This window comes from Chenggangzhangella methanolivorans (assembly GCF_042648545.1).
In the GTDB taxonomy this organism is placed as follows: Bacteria; Pseudomonadota; Alphaproteobacteria; order Rhizobiales; family Methylopilaceae; genus Methylopila; species Methylopila methanolivorans.
In genome coordinates this window covers 56,491-73,306 of sequence record NZ_JBHRXS010000001.1, presented here as the reverse complement: position 1 = coordinate 73,306, position 16,816 = coordinate 56,491, and the positions used below count along the sequence as shown (strand labels likewise).

The window sequence follows — 16,816 nt, the reverse complement described above, 5'->3', positions numbered from 1 at the left end:
GTCCTCCAAATGGCCAAAAGCCATACCTCAGGGAGGACCACTTCTCAGGGGGCAGACCAGACCGTCTACGTGATGACGGGCCGCGAGATCTGGCGGCGGATGGTAAAGTTCTGGGGCGCGCTGTTCGGCATCAACTTCGCCATGGGTGTCGCGACGGGCGTGACCATGGAGTTCCAGTTCGGCACGAACTGGGCCTACTACAGCCATTACGTCGGTGACGTGTTTGGGGCGCCGCTCGCCATCGAGGGCATGATGGCCTTCTTCCTCGAGGCGACGTTCATCGGCCTGTTCTTCTTCGGCTGGGAGCGGCTCTCACGCGTCGGCCACCTCGTGGTGACCTGGCTGCTCGCGCTCGGCACGGACCTGTCGGCGCTCTGGATCCTGATCGCCAACGGCTGGATGCAGAACCCGGTCGGGGCGACGTTCAATCCCGACACCATGCGGATGGAGGTCTCCGACTTCTCCGCGCTGATCTTCAACCCGGTCGCCCAGGCGAAGTTCGTCCACACGGTGAGCGCCGGATACGTCACGGGCGCCGTCTTCGTGCTCGCGATCAGCGCCCTCTACCTCCTGCGCGGCCGCCACGTGGACCTCGCCAAGCGCTCGGCCACCGTCGCCGCGAGCTTCGGCCTCGCCGCGGCGCTGTCGGTCGTCGTGCTCGGCGACGAGAGCGGCTACACGACGGGCGAGAACCAGAGGATGAAGCTCGCCGCCATCGAGGCGATGTGGAAAACCGAGCCCGCCCCGGCGTCCTTCACCCTGTTCGGCATCCCGGACGCTGAGGCGCGCGAGACCCGCTACGAGGTTAAGGTTCCCTGGATGCTCGGCCTGATCGCCACGCGCTCGATCAGCAAGGAGGTCTCCGGGATCGAAGACCTCGTGAAGGACGTCGAGCTTCGGATCCGCTTTGGGCTGATGGCCTACGAGGCGCTCGAGAAGATCAAGGTCGACCGGACCGACGTGATGGCCCGCGCCAAGCTCGAGGCGACGTCGGGCGAGCTCGGCTACGCGCTGCTGCTGAAGAAGATCCGGCCCGACGTGCTCAACGCGACCGACGCCGAGATCGCCCAGGCCGCTTGGAGCACCGTGCCGCCCGTGTCGCCGCTGTTCTGGAGCTTCCGGATCATGGTGGCGCTCGGCTTCTTCTTCATCGGCCTGTTCGCGACCGCCTTCGTGCTGGCGAGCCGGGGCCGCATCGCTTCCTCGCGCGCTTTCCTGTGGGTCGCGCTCCTCGCGCTGCCGACGCCGTGGATCGCCGGCGAACTCGGCTGGATCGTGGCCGAGGTCGGCCGCCAGCCTTGGGTCATCGAGGGGGTGATGCCGACCTTCCTTGCGGTGTCGAGCGTGTCCGCGGGCAACGTCTGGACCACGCTGATCGGCTTCGTCGTCTTCTACTCGGCGCTCGCCGTCGTCGACATGTTCCTGATGGTCAAAACGATCCGCATGGGGCCGGACCTCCTGCTCGGCCCGGCCCGCGACGCCCCGGCGAGCCCCTGGACGCCGCGTCCCGCCGCAATCGCCGCCGAATAAGCCCTCACCCCAGGACCGCTCCCATGACCCTCGATTACGAAACCCTGCGCGTCGTCTGGTGGGTGCTGCTCGGCGCCCTCCTGATTGGCTTCGCCGTCATGGACGGCTTCGACCTCGGCGTCGCGACGCTGCTGCCGTTCGTCGCCCGCACCGACGGCGAGAGGCGCGTCGCCATCAACACCGTCGGCCCGGTCTGGGAGGGCAACCAGGTCTGGCTCGTGCTGGGCGCCGGCGCGATCTTCGCCGCCTGGCCCGCGCTCTACGCCGCGGCCTTCTCCGGTTTCTACCTCGCAATGTTCGTGGTGCTCTGGGCGCTGATCCTGCGGCCCGTCGGCTTCAAGTTCCGCTCGAAGGTCTTGGACCGCCGCTGGCGGGCCTTCTGGGACTGGGCGCTCTTCACCGGGGGCTTCGTGCCCGCGCTGATCTTCGGCGTCGCGGTCGGCAACGCGCTGCAGGGCGTGCCCTTCCGCTTCGACGATGAGCTCCGCATGACCTACGAGGGCGGGTTTTTCGGCCTGCTCAACCCCTTCGCGCTGTTTTGCGGCGTGGTCAGCGTCACGATGCTGGTCATGCACGGCGGCACCTACCTCGCCTTGAAGGCGGAAGAGCCCGTGGCGTCGCGGGCTGCGTTCGCCGCCCGGCAGGCCGCGCTGCTGCTCATCATCGGCATGATGGTGGGCGGCGTGTGCATGGCGCTCGGAATCGACAGCTACCGCATCGTCGGGAAGATCGACCCGGCGGGTCCGTCGAACCCGCTGCTGAAGAGCGTCGACGTCTCGGTCGGACGCGTCTTCGCGAGCTACGCCGCCCACCTCTGGATGCTGGCCGCCCCGGCCGCTGCGCTTGCGGGCGCGGCCGTCACAGGCCTGCTGCTGACGAGGCGGCCGAACAGCCTGGCGTTCGTCTCGAGCGCGGTCTCGGTGGCGGGCGTTGTGGCGACCGCGGGGGTCAGCCTGTTCCCGTTCCTGCTGCCGTCGTCGATCGCGCCGAACCAGAGCCTCACCGTCTGGGACGCCTCCTCGAGCGAGATGACCCTCAAGATCATGCTCGCCGCCATCGTGATCTTTCTGCCGATCATCGTCGCCTACACGGCGTGGGTCTACCGCGTGCTGCGCGGCCGCGTGACCCTGGCGGCGATCCGAAGCGACACCAGCGCCTACTGAGAGGATTTGCCCATGTGGTACTTCGCCTGGGTTCTCGGCCTCGGCCTCGCGAGCGCGTTCGCGGTGCTGAACGCCATGTGGCTCGAGCTCCGTGAAACCGCCTGAAGCCGGGCTGGCTGCGGGCGGAGGCACGCCGCCGCTGTTCAAGTACGTCCGGCTGCCGAAGGATTCGAAGAGCGTCCGGCCGGCCGCGGCCAATCCTCATCCCGGCGCGGTCGAGGCGGCGCTGCGCTGGTTCGGCAAGCACCCGAGCGCGCTTCGGGAAGCCGAGGCGCGCGTGCTTCAGCACGCCGCCGAGCGCCGGGTCGTCACGCGTCGTCCCGGGACCGACCGGGACGAGCTGACCTTCGGGCAGAGGCTCGCCGACCGCGTCGCCGAGCTCGGCGGCTCCTGGGGCTTCATTCTCGGCTTCGGAGCATGCTTCGTGGCGTGGGCCGGGTTGAACTCGTACGCGCTGGCGCGTCCGTTTGACCCTTACACCTACATCTTCCTGAACCTGCTGCTGTCGATGCTCGCCGCGATCCAGGCCCCCGTCATCATGATGAGCCAGAACCGCCAGGTCGCGAAGGACCGCGAGACGGCCGCCCTCGACTACGAGGTCAACCTCAAGGCGGAGATCGAGATCATGGCGCTCCACGACAAGCTCGATCGCATGCGCGACGAGCATCTCGTCAGTCTGCTCAAGAAGCAGCAAGAGCAGATCGATCTGCTGACGAAGCTGGTGCAGGACGGGAACGAGAAGTCCGTCCCGCCGGCGACGGCCGCGGGCGTCGACGACGGGCGCACCGCGGCTTAAGGCGCCGCGGTCCCCGACGGCACGACTATCGGGCGGTCGACGGCGAGCAGCGCCAGCACGAAGGGCGTGACGGGGTCGCCGTCGATGGTCGTGACGTGGCCGACGTGGAAGCCACCTTCCCGGAGCAGGGTCATCTGGTCGACGGCTTCACGTGCGCTGAGGACGACCAGCGTCACGCCGCCGAGCCAGTCGGGCGACTTGATGCAAAAAGACGACGCCCGCTCCTCTTGAAGCGAGCGTCGGGTTCGGGGTCGGAGGGAACTCGCCCGGCCCATCAATGCGACATGAACAGGCAGGCCCCGCTGGTCTCGAGCAGGTCGCGGGTGGCCCCGCCGAACAGCCATTCGCGCATGCGGCTGTGTCCATAGGCGCCGGAGACGATCAGGTCGGCCCCGATGTCGGAGACGAGGTCAAGGACTTCGCCTGCGACCGAGGTCATCTCCCCGGCATGCAGTGAGGGTCGGCAGGCGACCCCGTGGCGCGAAAGCCAGGAGCACACGTCTTCGGCGCTCTCGTCTCGGTAATGAGCCGAGGCGGTCATGACCACCACTTCATTCGCTCTCTTCAGAATCGGAAGTGCGTCCTTGACGGCGCGTCTCGCTTCCCTGGTCTCTTTCCAGGCGACGACGACCTTGTGGCCAGCGAGGAAGTCCTTCTCCGGCGGCACCACCAAGAGCGGGCGGCCGGCCTCCATGGCGACGACGCCTGGCCAGACACTCATGCTCGGGTCGCTCTGGTCGTATGATGCCCGGCGTCCGACGACGATGAGATCCGCGGCCCGGGACTGCTGGATCAGAAAACGCGTGGGATCCGAGAGCGAGCAGCGCCACTCGACGTCGTTGCGCGAACCCACGACCGCGTCGAACGTTTTCTTCGCCGCGGCAATATCCCCGTTGGCGCGACGGCGCTCGTCATCCGCTACCTCTTCGACAGCAAAGTTGATGTCGCTTACGACGGTGATCGGCAGCTCTGCAGCTACGCCGATGAAGCGCGCGCCATGCTCGTCCGCCAGCGCGGCGGCAAGCCGCCCGCGGGCCTCGGCCCACGGTCCGAGGTCGAAGTGGGTCATGATGCTGGCAAAGCCAGCCGCTTTGGTCGCTTCCATGGCGGTCTCCCTGACGTGTTCGTCACAAGATAGCCCGGCCGCGGTGGACCATCGTTGATCTGAGTCAGAAGGCAGCACGCCTTCCCCGTCTCGCCGAGCGAGGCTGTGGCTAAGAGCGGACTCAGCTCAGGACGGCTAAGGGTCATAAGCGCATCAGGGCGTACCCTCGTGACAACACGATTTCATATCGCCTGTCGGAGACGGCCGAGTAACCCGCGTGTAACCACGGGCGTTCGGAGCGCATCGAAGCGGTAGCCCGAAAACGAAGAAAGCCGCCGGTCTCCGGCGGCTTTCTTCGTTTGAGAGACTGGAGCGGGCGAAGGGATTCGAACCCTCGACCCCAACCTTGGCAAGGTTGTGCTCTACCCCTGAGCTACACCCGCATCGCAGTCGTCTTCGTCGCGGGCGAAGCATGTCGCTCGCGAGAGGCGCCATATGCCGCAACGGCGGAGCGATTGCAAGGCGCTTTCGACGACTTGTGGACGCGAACCGCCTCGCGTTATGGCGGCGCGTCCGGAAGCGGCCCCGCCTGATCGCGCGAACGCCCGGCGCTCTGAAGGATTTCGCCCGATGCCCGCGACCCGCGCCGAACTGTTCGCTTTTCTCGACGGCCTCGGGATCGCGCATGAGACCATCGAGCATCCGGCGGTGTTCACCGTCGCGGAGTCCGCGCATCTCCGCGCCCGCATCCAGGGCGGCAAGTCCAAGAACCTGTTCCTCAAGGACAAGAAGGGCCGCTTGTTCCTGTTCACCGCCGAGGACGAGGCCGAGATCGATCTGAAGACGCTGCACCGGAAGCTCGGCGCGCAGGGACGGTTCTCCTTCGCTTCCGCCGGGCTCCTCGAGGAGGTCTGGGGCGTGCGGCCGGGCTCGGTCACGCCGTTCGGCGCGATCAACGACGCCGAGGGCCGGGTGACGGTCGGGCTCGACGCCGGCCTCCTGGCGAAGGGCCGGGTCAACTTCCATCCGCTCGAGAACACCGCCACCACCGCGGTCGCGGCTGAGGATCTCGTGCGTTTCCTGCGCGAGACCGGTCATGAGCCGGTGATCGTCGAGCGCTGACGGCCCTCAGGCGAGCGCGGAGGGCGTGCGCGCCTCCACCACCTCGCGAATCGCGATGATGGTGCGGAACGAGCGCACGTTCGGGTCGTCGTTCAGCGTCGCGCGTGTGAAGCGCTCATAGTCCTCCATCGAGGCGACGCGCACCAGCAGCACGAAATCGCTCTCGCCGGTCACGTACCAGGCCTGGTGCACCTCCGGTCGGCCGGCGATCTTGCGCGCGAAGGCGTCGAGCACGGCCGAGCCCTCGCGCTCCATCGCGACGAGCACATGCATGGTGAGGCCGAGGCCGAGCGCCTCGGGGCGCACCACGGAGACGTCCGCCGTGATGACGCCCTCGGCGCGCAGCCGCCTGAGGCGACGCAGCACGGCGCTCTCGGACAGCCCGACGGTCTCGGCGAGCGCGCGGGCCGGCATCTGGTTGTCCCGGCGCACAAGGTCGAGCAGGCGCCGGTCGAAGGCGTCGAGTTCGGTGAGTTTCGTCATCAGACGGCAGCTTGCGCCGGAAACAGTCGATTAGGCGACTGAAATCGCCGACATCCGGCGGGGCCTTCAGGATAGAGATCGCCGCGCAGTCCCACCCCGACCGGCGCCGCCGGTCCCTCCAGCCTCAGGTTCCCGAGATGTCGAGCCCCGCGGCCAGCTCCCAGAGCGCCGGCGCGTCCCCCGATTTCGCTTTTCCGCTCGCGGTGGCGGCGCTCGTCGGCAGCATCGTGGCGCTGTGCGTCGGCACGTCCTTCGCCAAGGGCCTGTTTGCCGAAGTCGGCGCCGCCGGCGTCACGACGCTGCGCGTCACGATCTCGGCGCTGATCCTCTGCGCGCTCTGGCGGCCATGGCGCGCGCGGTTCTCGGCCAAGGATCTGCGCTCGGTCGCGCTCTTCGGCGCGGTGCTCGGGACCATGAACCTGCTGTTCTATCTCGCGCTGCGCACCGTCCCGCTCGGGATCACGATCGCGATCGAGTTCTCCGGGCCGCTCGCCGTCGCCGTCGCGGGCTCGCGGCGGGCGCTAGATCTCGTCTGGGTCGGGCTCGCCGTGCTCGGCCTCGGCCTGCTGCTGCCGCTCGGCCACGGGACGAGCGCGCTCGATCCGGTCGGCGTCGCCTGCGCGTTGGGAGCGGCGGCGTGCTGGGCGGCCTACATCATTCTCGGCAAGCGCGTCGGCCATCTGCATGGCGGGCGCACGATCGCGCTGGCGATGTGCGCCGCGGCGCTCGTGACGCTGCCCTTCGGCGCGCCCGGCGCGGCGAAGGCCGCATTCGACCCGACGCTGCTCGCGATGGCGGCCGGAGTGGCGGTGCTGTCGAGCGCGATTCCCTATTCGCTCGAGATCTTTTCGCTGAAACACCTGCCGAGCCAGACCTTCGGCGTGCTGCTCTGCCTCGAGCCCGCAGTCGGCTCGCTCGCGGGGCTTGCGATTCTCGGCGAGCGTCTGGCGCTCCTCGAATGGATCGCGATCGGCGCGATCGTCATGGCCTGCGGCGGGGCCGCGGCGAGCGCCGCGAGGCGGCGTCCGGTCCCGCCCGCCGCCGTCGCGCCCTAAGGCGCGACGCTTTCGTGACGAAGCGGCTCGCTTTCGATTGACCGTCCCGTGGCTCTTCCTGTAGAAGCCCGTCACGGCGCGACGGGACCCCTCGTTCGCGCCTTTCCGTTTGGGCCTTTGGTCTGAACCAACAAAAAGCCGCGCCAGGGGAATTCGCCCCGGAGCGCGTTCTAGCAAACGGGAACTGACAAACATGTTCGCAGTCATCAAGACCGGCGGAAAGCAGCACCGGGTCGTCGCCGACGACGTGCTGACCGTCGGAAAGCTCGAAGGAGAGGCCGGCTCCAAGGTCACCTTCGGCGAAGTCCTCGCGATCGGCGAGGGCGACCAGATTTCGATCGGCGCTCCCTTCGTGTCCGGCGCGTCCGTCGCGGCCGAGATCGTCGAGCACGCCCGCGGCGCGAAGGTCATCGCCTTCAAGAAGCGCCGTCGTCAGAACTCCAAGCGCAAGCGCGGCCATCGCCAGGACTACACGATCGTCAAGATCGTGGGCCTGACCGGCGCGTCGAAGAACTGAACCGCCCGGACATAGGAGACAGACATGGCTCATAAAAAAGCAGGCGGTTCGTCCCGCAACGGCCGCGACTCGGCCGGCCGCCGTCTCGGCGTGAAGAAGTTCGGCGGCGAAGCCGTGATCCCGGGCAACATCGTCGTGCGCCAGCGCGGCACTAAGTGGCATCCGGGCCTCAACATCGGCATGGGCAAGGACCACACCCTGTTCGCCACCGCCGAAGGCAAAGTGCAGTTCACGCACAAAGCCAACGGCCGCACTTACGTGAACGTCGTTCCGGCCGCCATGGCCGAAGCTGCGGAATGACGGCGGGCTGATGCGACGCATCCCGCCGGGCGCCTAAAGCTCCCTCGGCGGTTCGACCGCAAGATCCGGACAGACGGGGGAGACGGGGCGCCGTACTCCCCCGTTTTTCGTTTTCCGGACCCATGAGGCGGCCGCCATGCGCGCGTCATCCGAGACCGAGCCGAACTACAGACTCGACCCGCGGCTTCTCGACAAGCCCTGCGCCACGAAAGCCGCAGGCGTGCGCCTGCGAGCGCTGGCCGAGGCCGACGCGCTCGCCATGGCCGAGGGCCTTTCGAACCTCGACGTCGCCCAGAACCTCATCGCGGTCCCGCACCCCTATACGATTGACGACGCGCGCACGTTCCTGGCGGGCCCTGCGGCCTCGCCCCACATGCTCGTCGCGGCGATCGAGGTCGAGGGCGTGTTCGCCGGCAGCGTCTCGATCGACGCTCTGGGCGGACGGCCGGAGCTCGGCTACTGGCTCGCCAAGCCCTTCTGGGGCCGTGGGATCGGAACGCTCGCCGCGCGCGCCATGGTCGACCTCGTCTTCTCCGCGACCGACCTCGACGCGCTGGCCTCGGGCCATTTCGTGGACAACGAGGCTTCGGCCGCGATCCTGGCGAAGCTCGGCTTCCGGCGCACGGGCCTCGTCGAGCAGCGCTCCCGGGCGCGGCCCGAGCCGGTCCGGCTCGTGGCCATGACGCTCGATCGGGCGTCATGGGACGCGACCCGGCCGCTGGTCGAAACGACGCGGCTCGTCATGCGCCCGCCCGTGACGGCCGACGCCGACGAGATCGCGCTGCTCTCGGCCGACCCGACGCTCGGCCTGATGACCGCCGCGATCCCAAAGCCCTTCACGCTCGAGGACGCGCGCGCCTTCGTGCTGGGCTCAGCGCGGCGCAGTCGCCCGGCCTCGATGACCTTCTCGATCCGCCGCCGCGACGTCGGCGACCTGATCGGAGGCATCGGCTGGGCCGAGGGGCAGGGGAGCGAGATCGAGCTCGGCTATTGGCTGGGCGCCGAGCACCGGGGTAGGGGGCTTGCGACCGAGGCCGCCCGGGCGGTGCTCGACGCCGCCTTCGAGATGACGGGCGCGACGGCGGCCACAGCGCGCTGCCGGGTGACCAACCCGGCTTCGCGCGGCGTGCTGGAGCGCTGCGGATTTCAGTGGGAGGGCGCGGGCTTCGTGCGCTCGCCAGGCGCCGCGGGGTCGGTCGCGGTCGACGTCTTCCGGCTCGACCGCGACGTGTTCCTGTCGCTCAAGGAGTGGGGGCTCTCGGCCCGGAACGCCGCCGTGCAGGCTCCCTGACGGCGGCGGAGCCGGTCAGCGGAAGCGCAGGTCGGCGCGCGAGAGCTCGCTGACCTGCGTCTTGCCCATGAGCTTCATGGCGCGTTCGATCTCGACGCGCAGGTTCTCGAGCGCGCGCTCCACGCCCGGCTGGCCGGCGGCCGCAAGCGGGAACAGGTAGTAGCGCCCGAGACCGACGGCCTTGGCGCCGAGCGCCAGAGCCTTGAGCACATGGGTGCCGCGCTGGACGCCGCCGTCCATCAGCACGTCGAGCTTGTCGCCGGCCGCTTCGACGACTTCGGCGAGCTGGTCGAAGCCGGTCCGCGAGCCGTCGAGCTGGCGCCCGCCATGATTGGAGAGGATCACGCCCGTGCAGCCGATGTCGGCGGCCCTGCGTGCGTCCTCGGCCGTCATCACGCCCTTGAGGCAGAACTGCCCGCCCCATTCGGCGACCATCTTGGCGACGTCGTCCCAGGTCATCGACGGGTCGAGCATCTCGGTGAAGTAGCGGCTGATCGACATGACGCCGCCGCCCATGTCGACGTGGGTGTCGAGCTGCGGCAGGCGGAATTTCTCGTGAGTCAGGTAGTTGATCCCCCAGGCCGGCTTCATGGCGAACTGCGCCATGCCCGCGATCGTAAGCTTGAACGGGATGGCGAAGCCCGTGCGCTTGTCGCGCTCGCGGTTGCCGCCCGTGATGCTGTCGACGGTGAGCATCATCACGTTGACGCCCGCCTGCTTGGCGCGGGCCATCATCTCGCGGTTGAGGCCGCGATCCTTGTGGAAATAGAACTGGTAGGCCTGCGGGCCCTGGCTGATGCGGCGGGCCTCTTCCAGGCTCACCGTGCCGAGCGACGAGACCCCGAACATGGTGCCGAACTTGCCCGCGGCCGCGGCGACCGCGCGTTCGCCGTCATGGTGGAATAGGCGCTGGAGCGCGGTGGGCGAGCAGTAGAACGGCGTCGCGAGCTTCTGGCCCATGACGGTGACCGACATGTCGACGTCGCCGACGCCGCGCAGGATGCTCGGCAGCAGGTCGCAGTCTTCGAACGCGGCGGTGTTCCGACGGTAGGTCGTCTCGTCGTCGGCGGCGCCGTCGATGTAGTTGAAGATCGGGCCGGGCAGCCGCTGCTTCGCGAGGCGGCGAAAGTCATGGAAATTGAAGCAGTTTTCGAGACGCATCAAAAATCTCCCCGGGGCTCCGGGACGCATTTGGACTGAAGGGGCCGCGAGGCGATGCGGCCGTGTCCCCAATCCCATACACGTGTCTGGGGCCAAAGCGACCGAAGACCTGACATTCCGCACGAGACCCTAAAAGCGCGGCGTCTCTTGTGCTATGAGCGCCGTTTGCAGGACCGGCGACGTCAAAAATCATGAAATTTCTCGATCAGGCCAAGGTTTATGTTCGCTCCGGCGACGGCGGCGCAGGCTGCGTGTCGTTCCGGCGCGAGAAGTTCATCGAGTTCGGCGGGCCGAACGGCGGCGACGGCGGGCGCGGTGGCGACGTCGTGGTGGAGTGCGTCGCGGGGCTGAACACGCTCATCGACTACCGCTTCAAGCAGCACTTCAAGGCGCAGACCGGCGTGCACGGCATGGGCAAGAACCGCACCGGCGCGAACGGCGCGGACGCGGTGCTCAAGGTTCCGGTCGGCACGCAGATCTTCGACGAGGACGAGGAGACGCTGCTGGCCGACCTCACGGAAGTGGGCCAGTCGATCGTGCTGGCCAAGGGCGGCAACGGCGGCTTCGGCAACGCCTATTTCAAGACCTCGACCAATCAGGCCCCGCGCCGCGCCAATCCGGGCCTTCCGGGCGACGAGCGCTGGATCTGGCTGCGCCTGAAGCTGATCGCGGACGCAGGCCTCGTGGGCCTGCCGAACGCCGGCAAGTCCACCTTTCTGGCCGCGGTTTCGGCCGCCAAGCCCAAGATCGCCGATTATCCGTTCACGACGCTCGAGCCGAACCTCGGGGTCGTCGGCGTCGACGGCCGAGAGTTCGTGATGGCGGACATTCCGGGCCTCATCGAGGGCGCGCACGAAGGCGTCGGCCTCGGCGACCGCTTCCTCGGCCATGTCGAGCGCTGCCGCGTGCTTCTCCATCTCGTCGACGGCACCTGCGAGCATGCGGGCCAAGCCTATAAGGTCGTGCGCGGCGAGCTCGAGGCCTATGGCGGCGGGCTTTCGGACAAGCCCGAGATCGTCGCGCTGTCGAAGGCGGATTCGCTGTCGCCGGAGCTCCGCAAGGAGCAGTTGGCGCGCTTGAAGCGCGCCGCCAAGAAGACGCCGGTCGTTCTCTCCGCGCTTTCGGGCGAAGACGTGCCGGAGACGTTGCGAAAGCTCCTCTCCGTGATCGACGAGGCCAAGGGCGTCGAAGCGGCCGAACAGGCGCCCAAGGTCGCCGAGGAGGCGTGGCGGCCCTGAATGAAGACCTATATGCTAGCATCAGTGCTAGCATCCGGAGCTATGGCGATGGCCCGCCAACTCAACGTTCGAAGCGATCGCGCTTATGAAGCCGCCAACCGCCTTTCGCGGCGACTTGGAGTTTCGACCACCGAAGTGGTGGAGCGCGCGCTCGAGACCCTCGATCGCAAGACTTACCGGCCGACCACCTATGCGGACCTCAATGAGGAAGAGCGCAGTTGGGTGGACGGCATCATGGAGAAGGCGAGGGCCGTGAGGGCGACCTTGCCCGAGGGCGTCACGTCGGACCACAGCGACATGTATGACGAGAACGGCCTGCCGAAATGATCGCGGTCGATACGTCGGCGCTGGTCTGCATCGTGATGCAGGAAGAGGAAGCCGAGATCTTCTCTTCGATCATGGCGCGGGCGGCTGCGAAAATCGGCGCTCCCACGCTGGCGGAAGCCCGCATTGTGATTGAATCGAAGGCGGGACGCGGCGGTCTCGAACTTCTCGAAGAGATCCTGGAGCGCCCCACCGTGACGATCGAGCCGTTCGACGACCGGCACGCCGCTGCCGCGCATGAAGCCCATCGCCGCTTCGGCAAAGGCCGCGGACATCCGGCCCAACTCAACATCTGCGACTGTTTTTCCTACGCGGTCGCGTCTTGCGACGATCTTCCGCTCCTGTTCAAAGGCGACGACTTCGCCCGCACCGACATTCGCCCGGCCTATCTCCCGTGACCCTTCCCGTTCTCGCCTCCTTCAACCGCATCGTCGTAAAGATCGGCTCGGCGCTGCTCGTCGACCAGAAGGCCGGACGGCTCAAGCGCGCCTGGCTCGACGGGCTGGTGGAGGACCTCGCCCGCCACGCCGCCCGCGGAGCCGAGGTGGTGGTCGTCTCGTCCGGCTCGATCGCGCTCGGCCGCACCGTGCTGAAGCTGCCGCGCGGCCCCTTGCGGCTCGAGGACAGCCAGGCGGCCGCCGCCGTCGGCCAGATCGCGCTCGCCCGCGCCTGGAGCGAGGCGCTGGGCGCCCATGGGCTCAACGCCGGCCAGGTGTTGCTGACGCTCGGCGACACCGAAGAGCGCCGCCGCTTCCTGAACGCCCGCGCGACGCTGGCGCGGTTGCTGGCGCTGAAGGCCGTGCCGGTCGTCAACGAGAACGACACGGTCGCGACGCAGGAGATCCGCTACGGGGACAACGACCGATTGGCCGCGCGCGTCGCCTCCATGGCGAGCGCCGACTGCCTCGTGCTGCTCTCCGACATCGACGGGCTCTACACCGCCCCGCCCGCGAGCGACCCGACCGCGACGCTGATCCCGGTGGTGGAGCGCGTGACGCCGGCCATCGAGGCGATCGCCGGCGGCGCGGCGTCGGAATTTTCGCGCGGCGGCATGAAGACCAAGATCGAGGCCGCGCGCATCGCGACCGGCGCGGGCGTCCACATGCTGATCGCCGCCGGCCATGTCGAGAAGCCGCTGTCGGTGGTCGAAAACGGCGGGCGCTGCACCTGGTTCCTGCCGCATGAGAGCCCCGCGCATTCCCGCAAGCGCTGGATCGCCGGCGTTTTGGCTCCCCGCGGCGCGATCCATGTCGACGCCGGCGCGGCGTCGGCGCTCAACCACGGCCGCTCGCTGCTGCCGGCGGGCGTCACGAAGATCGAGGGCCATTTTTCGCGCGGCGACGCCGTGATCGTGCGCGCGCCGGACGGGGTGGAGGTCGCGCGCGGGCTCGTATCCTACGACTCCGGCGACGCCAACCGTCTGCGCGGAAAGCCTTCGGCCGAGATCGAGGAGATCCTCGGCTTCAAGGGCCGCGCCGCGATCATCCATCGGGATGATCTCGTGCTGACGGGCGCCTGAACCGCCTCTCTTGTCCCGGACTTGATCCGGGACCCAGAACCGACGGTGGTTCAAGGTTCGCGCGACGCGCCGTGCTCTCAGTGGAGATCGGATCGGTTCTGTGTCCCGGATCAGGTCCGGGACAAGAAGAGGGTGGCGTTTCGATCGATCCGCTCCCATCTGATGACGCTCGCGCGAAATCGCGCTAGGACGCCTCGAAACCGTGGGAGATCGCGCATGTCGCTCGCGCTCGAACGCCAGACCGACGACGTCGCGGCCGTGATGGCCGATGTCGGACGCCGCGCCCGCCGGGCCGCGCGGGCGCTCGCGCTCGCGCCGCGGGAGGCCAAGATCGTGGCGCTGACCGCGGCCGGCCGCCGTCTTCGCGAGGCCGAAGCCGCGGTCATGGCCGCGAACGAGGCGGATGTGGCGGCCGCCAAGGCCTCGGGCGTCGCGGGCTCCTTCATCGACCGGCTGACGCTCACCCATTCGCGCCTCGCGGGCGTCGCCGAGGGGCTGGAGATCGTCGCCGGCCTTCCCGATCCCGTCGGCGAGACCATCGCGTCCTGGACCCGTCCCAACGGCCTGCGGATTGATCGCGTGCGCACGCCGCTCGGCGTCGTGGGCGTCATCTATGAGAGCCGCCCCAACGTCACGGCCGACGCCGGCGCGCTCTGCCTCAAGGCCGGCAACGCCGCGATCCTGCGCGGCGGCGCCGACAGCTTCCGCTCCTCCGTAGCGATCCATGAGGCGCTTGCCTTCGGGCTCGACGAGGCCGGCCTGCCCGTCGACGCGATCCAGCTCGTCCCCACCCGCGACCGCGCGGCGGTCGGCGCGATGCTCTCGGGGCTCGACGGAAACATCGACGTCATCGTGCCGCGCGGCGGCAAGGGGCTCGTGGCGCGCGTGCAGGAAGAGGCGCGCGTGCCGGTGTTCGCGCATCTCGAGGGCAACTGCCACGTCTATGTGGCGGCCGGCGCGCAGCTCGGCATGGCGACCGACATCATTCTCAACGCCAAGCTCCGCCGCACCGGCGTCTGCGGCGCGGCCGAGACTCTTCTCGTCGATCGCGCCGTCGCCGCGACGCATCTCGCCCCGCTCGTGAAGGCGCTGCTCGACGCCGGCTGCGCGGTGCGCGGCGACGCCGAGACCCGCGCGGTCGATTCCCGCGTGACGCCTGCGACCGAAGAGGACTGGCGCACCGAATATCTCGACGCCGTCATCGCCGTGAAGGTGGTGGACGGGATCGAGGCGGCGATCGACCACGTGGAGACCTATGGCTCCCACCACACCGACGCGATCGTCACCGACGACGAGCGGCTGGCGGCGAGGTTTCTGGCCGAGGTCGACAGCGCGATCGTGGTCCACAACGCCTCGACGCAGTTCGCCGACGGCGGCGAGTTCGGCTTCGGGGCCGAGATCGGCATCGCCACGGGCCGCATGCACGCCCGCGGGCCGGTGGGCGTCGAGCAGCTGACCTCGTTCAACTACCGCGTCCACGGGGCCGGCCAGACGCGGCCGTGAGAATATGCTCGGCCGGGATGACGAGCTTTCAGCGCCCCGTCTCCCGCACGCTGACGCCGCGCCTGCCGCCGCATGCGCCGGGCATGGCCATCGGCCTCTATGGCGGCTCGTTCAACCCGCCGCACGCCGCCCATCGCATGGTGGCCGAGACCGCGCTTGAAAAACTCGGTCTCGACCGGCTGTGGGCGCTCGTCACGCCCGGCAATCCTTTGAAGGACAACCGTGCGCTTCCTCCCGCCGCAAACCGCATGGCGGCGGCGCGGGCGCTGCTGGACAATCCGAGGATCGTCGTCACCGACGTCGAGGCCGGGATCGGGGCTGCGCGCACCTTCGAGGTGGTCCGCCATCTCAAGAGCCGCGCCCCAGACGTGCGGTTCGTCTGGGTCATGGGCGCGGACAATCTCGCCTCGCTGCATGGCTGGGGGCGCTGGCGGGAGCTCGCTGGGCTTACGCCGATCGCGGTCGTGGACCGGCCCGGCGGCACCTTCGCGCCGCTCTCGAGCCGCGCCGCCGCCGTGCTGCGCCGCTCCCGGATCGACGAGCGCGACGCCGCGGGGCTCGCGCATATGGAGCCGCCCGCCTGGGCGTTTCTGCATGGCCGGAGGCTCGATCTGTCGTCCACGGCGCTGCGTGGCCGGGGCGCATCGCTTTAAGGGTTTCGACACGCTTGTGGCCGCGACGGTTGAAATGTCGCAGCTCTCGGCCTTAATGTTCGATGGCTGGGGCGTGACTCCGGCTTGAGGACGGCAGACGGAAGGCCATTACCCTGTCCACCATCGCGCTGAAGGAGACGCCCTTGCCGGCGGCTCACATTGGCGCCGGCGCCGCGCAAGCGGCTGACCTGGCGCTGCTTCACCTCATCCTCGACGTGCTCGAAGACAACAAGGCGGAAGAGACCACCGTCATCGACCTGCGCGGAAAATCCGCGATGGCCGATGAGATGGTGATCGCGTCCGGCCGCTCCAATCGGCATGTCGGCTCCATCGCCGACAAGCTCCAGGAGGAGCTGAAGAACGCCGGCCACGGCAAAGTGAAGGTCGAGGGCCTGCCGCATTGCGACTGGGTGCTGATCGATTGCGGCGACGTGATCGTCCACCTGTTCCGCCCGGAAGTCCGCGCCTTCTACAATCTCGAGAAGATGTGGTCGGCCGGCCGTCCGGTGGAAATGCCGCTGTCCTGACGCGAGACTAGACTTGCGTCTGGTCGTCGCGGCGGTGGGCCGCCTGAAGGCGGGCCCCGAGCGCGACCTTGCGCGCCGCTATCTCGAGCGGATCGGCAAGATCGGCCGCGGCGTCGGGCTCGACGCGCCCGACGTCATCGAGCTCGACGAGTCGCGCGCCCGGCGGGCGGAGGAGCGCAAGCGCGACGAGGCCGCGGCCCTTCGCGCGGCGCTCGATCCGAAGCTCGCGCTGTTCGCCCTCGACGAGGGCGGCAAGACCATGTCCAGCGAGGCCTTCGCGGCCGCGATCGGTCGCCGCCGCGACGACGGCGCGGCCGGAATCGCCTTCGTGATCGGGGGCGCGGACGGGATCGACCCGTCGCTCCTGGCCGACGCGCAGGCGCGGCTCGCCTTCGGCGCGATGACATGGCCTCACCAGATCGTGCGCATCCTGCTCGCCGAACAGCTCTATCGCGCCGCGACCATTCTCGCCGGGCACCCATATCATCGGGCGTGAGACGAGGCGGAGATCGACTGCGCGCTTCGAGACGTCGGCCTTGTCGGCCGGCTCTTCAGCATGAGGACCGTTTTCGACATCCTCATCGTCCCT

At 68.7% G+C, this 16,816-nt stretch carries 21 protein-coding genes and 1 tRNA gene; 17 read left to right on the top strand and 5 right to left on the bottom strand.

Annotated features, from left to right (window positions below; genetic code table 11):
• Positions 1-9: 9 nt before the first annotated feature.
• From ACFOWB_RS00390 to ACFOWB_RS00375, 4 genes are read left to right on the top strand one after another with little or no spacing between them, the layout of a single operon-like run.
• Positions 10-1,530: a cytochrome ubiquinol oxidase subunit I gene (locus tag ACFOWB_RS00390; protein WP_449252278.1), complete on the top strand. Its 1,521-nt coding sequence runs from the start codon at positions 10-12 to the stop codon at positions 1,528-1,530.
• A gap of 23 nt (positions 1,531-1,553) precedes the next feature.
• Positions 1,554-2,693 carry a cytochrome d ubiquinol oxidase subunit II gene (gene cydB / locus ACFOWB_RS00385; protein WP_261401884.1) on the top strand — a complete coding sequence of 380 codons (1,140 nt, stop codon included), beginning with the start codon at positions 1,554-1,556 and terminating at the stop codon, positions 2,691-2,693.
• Between the two features lie 12 nt (positions 2,694-2,705).
• On the top strand, positions 2,706-2,798 hold the full coding sequence (cydX, locus tag ACFOWB_RS00380) for a cytochrome bd-I oxidase subunit CydX (protein ID WP_261401885.1): 93 nt from the start codon (positions 2,706-2,708) through the stop codon (positions 2,796-2,798).
• Between the two features lie 52 nt (positions 2,799-2,850).
• A complete protein-coding gene (locus ACFOWB_RS00375; RefSeq protein ID WP_378145049.1) occupies positions 2,851-3,489 on the top strand; it encodes a DUF1003 domain-containing protein in 639 nt (212 codons plus the stop codon).
• Here the strand turns inward: ACFOWB_RS00375 and ACFOWB_RS00370 are convergent.
• The 3 genes from ACFOWB_RS00370 to ACFOWB_RS00360 form a co-directional block, all read right to left on the bottom strand.
• The gene (locus ACFOWB_RS00370) at positions 3,486-3,665 is read right to left on the bottom strand and encodes a hypothetical protein (RefSeq protein WP_261401887.1); all 180 of its coding nucleotides are present in this window, start codon (positions 3,663-3,665) and stop codon (positions 3,486-3,488) included. The genes ACFOWB_RS00375 and ACFOWB_RS00370 overlap by 4 nt on opposite strands.
• Before the next feature lie 98 nt (positions 3,666-3,763).
• The gene (locus tag ACFOWB_RS00365) at positions 3,764-4,594 is read right to left on the bottom strand and encodes a universal stress protein (RefSeq protein ID WP_261401888.1); all 831 of its coding nucleotides are present in this window, start codon (positions 4,592-4,594) and stop codon (positions 3,764-3,766) included.
• A 308-nt stretch (positions 4,595-4,902) separates the two neighbouring features.
• Positions 4,903-4,977, bottom strand: a tRNA-Gly gene (locus ACFOWB_RS00360).
• Between the two features lie 187 nt (positions 4,978-5,164).
• Between ACFOWB_RS00360 and ACFOWB_RS00355 the strand changes: the two genes are divergently transcribed.
• Complete coding sequence (locus ACFOWB_RS00355) at positions 5,165-5,656, top strand: prolyl-tRNA synthetase associated domain-containing protein (protein ID WP_261401889.1); 492 nt, start codon at positions 5,165-5,167, stop codon at positions 5,654-5,656.
• Positions 5,657-5,662: 6 nt separating this feature from the next.
• On the opposite strand, the gene ACFOWB_RS00350 is transcribed toward ACFOWB_RS00355, so the two are convergent.
• Positions 5,663-6,139 (bottom strand): Lrp/AsnC family transcriptional regulator, encoded by a 477-nt coding sequence (locus ACFOWB_RS00350; protein ID WP_261401890.1) that lies wholly within the window; start codon positions 6,137-6,139, stop codon positions 5,663-5,665.
• A gap of 137 nt (positions 6,140-6,276) precedes the next feature.
• Between ACFOWB_RS00350 and ACFOWB_RS00345 the strand changes: the two genes are divergently transcribed.
• The 4 genes from ACFOWB_RS00345 (at position 6,277) to ACFOWB_RS00330 (ending at position 9,302) form a co-directional block, all read left to right on the top strand.
• Positions 6,277-7,194 carry an EamA family transporter gene (locus ACFOWB_RS00345; protein WP_261401891.1) on the top strand — a complete coding sequence of 306 codons (918 nt, stop codon included), beginning with the start codon at positions 6,277-6,279 and terminating at the stop codon, positions 7,192-7,194.
• Positions 7,195-7,387: 193 nt separating this feature from the next.
• Positions 7,388-7,711 carry a 50S ribosomal protein L21 gene (gene rplU, locus ACFOWB_RS00340; protein WP_261401892.1) on the top strand — a complete coding sequence of 108 codons (324 nt, stop codon included), beginning with the start codon at positions 7,388-7,390 and terminating at the stop codon, positions 7,709-7,711.
• A 24-nt stretch (positions 7,712-7,735) separates the two neighbouring features.
• The gene (gene rpmA / locus ACFOWB_RS00335) at positions 7,736-8,011 is read left to right on the top strand and encodes a 50S ribosomal protein L27 (RefSeq protein WP_378145040.1); all 276 of its coding nucleotides are present in this window, start codon (positions 7,736-7,738) and stop codon (positions 8,009-8,011) included.
• Positions 8,012-8,147: 136 nt separating this feature from the next.
• Complete coding sequence (locus ACFOWB_RS00330) at positions 8,148-9,302, top strand: GNAT family N-acetyltransferase (protein ID WP_378145038.1); 1,155 nt, start codon at positions 8,148-8,150, stop codon at positions 9,300-9,302.
• A 15-nt stretch (positions 9,303-9,317) separates the two neighbouring features.
• Here the strand turns inward: ACFOWB_RS00330 and ACFOWB_RS00325 are convergent, their stop codons facing one another.
• Positions 9,318-10,463, bottom strand: a complete 1,146-nt coding sequence (locus tag ACFOWB_RS00325; protein ID WP_378145036.1) for an alpha-hydroxy acid oxidase — start codon at positions 10,461-10,463, stop codon at positions 9,318-9,320.
• 191 nt (positions 10,464-10,654) lie between these two features.
• Here ACFOWB_RS00325 and obgE point away from each other — a divergent pair, with 191 nt between their 5' ends.
• From obgE to rlmH, 8 genes are all read left to right on the top strand, one after another.
• Positions 10,655-11,701, top strand: coding sequence for a GTPase ObgE (gene obgE / locus ACFOWB_RS00320; RefSeq protein WP_378145034.1), 1,047 nt, complete (start codon positions 10,655-10,657; stop codon positions 11,699-11,701).
• Between the two features lie 48 nt (positions 11,702-11,749).
• Positions 11,750-12,028: a type II toxin-antitoxin system VapB family antitoxin gene (locus ACFOWB_RS00315; RefSeq protein ID WP_261401894.1), complete on the top strand. Its 279-nt coding sequence runs from the start codon at positions 11,750-11,752 to the stop codon at positions 12,026-12,028.
• Positions 12,025-12,423, top strand: coding sequence for a type II toxin-antitoxin system VapC family toxin (locus tag ACFOWB_RS00310; protein ID WP_261401895.1), 399 nt, complete (start codon positions 12,025-12,027; stop codon positions 12,421-12,423). The genes ACFOWB_RS00315 and ACFOWB_RS00310 overlap by 4 nt, the downstream gene beginning before the upstream one ends.
• Positions 12,420-13,544: a glutamate 5-kinase gene (gene proB, locus ACFOWB_RS00305; protein ID WP_261401896.1), complete on the top strand. Its 1,125-nt coding sequence runs from the start codon at positions 12,420-12,422 to the stop codon at positions 13,542-13,544. The genes ACFOWB_RS00310 and proB overlap by 4 nt, the downstream gene beginning before the upstream one ends.
• Positions 13,545-13,760: 216 nt before the next feature.
• Entirely contained in the window at positions 13,761-15,047 is a 1,287-nt protein-coding gene (locus tag ACFOWB_RS00300) for a glutamate-5-semialdehyde dehydrogenase (RefSeq protein ID WP_378145031.1), read from the top strand.
• 17 nt (positions 15,048-15,064) lie between these two features.
• Positions 15,065-15,700 (top strand): nicotinate-nucleotide adenylyltransferase, encoded by a 636-nt coding sequence (locus ACFOWB_RS00295; RefSeq protein WP_261401897.1) that lies wholly within the window; start codon positions 15,065-15,067, stop codon positions 15,698-15,700.
• Between the two features lie 143 nt (positions 15,701-15,843).
• Complete coding sequence (rsfS, locus tag ACFOWB_RS00290) at positions 15,844-16,227, top strand: ribosome silencing factor (protein ID WP_378145028.1); 384 nt, start codon at positions 15,844-15,846, stop codon at positions 16,225-16,227.
• Between the two features lie 13 nt (positions 16,228-16,240).
• Complete coding sequence (gene rlmH / locus ACFOWB_RS00285; protein WP_378145026.1) at positions 16,241-16,723, top strand: 23S rRNA (pseudouridine(1915)-N(3))-methyltransferase RlmH; 483 nt, start codon at positions 16,241-16,243, stop codon at positions 16,721-16,723.
• Positions 16,724-16,816: the final 93 nt, after the last annotated feature.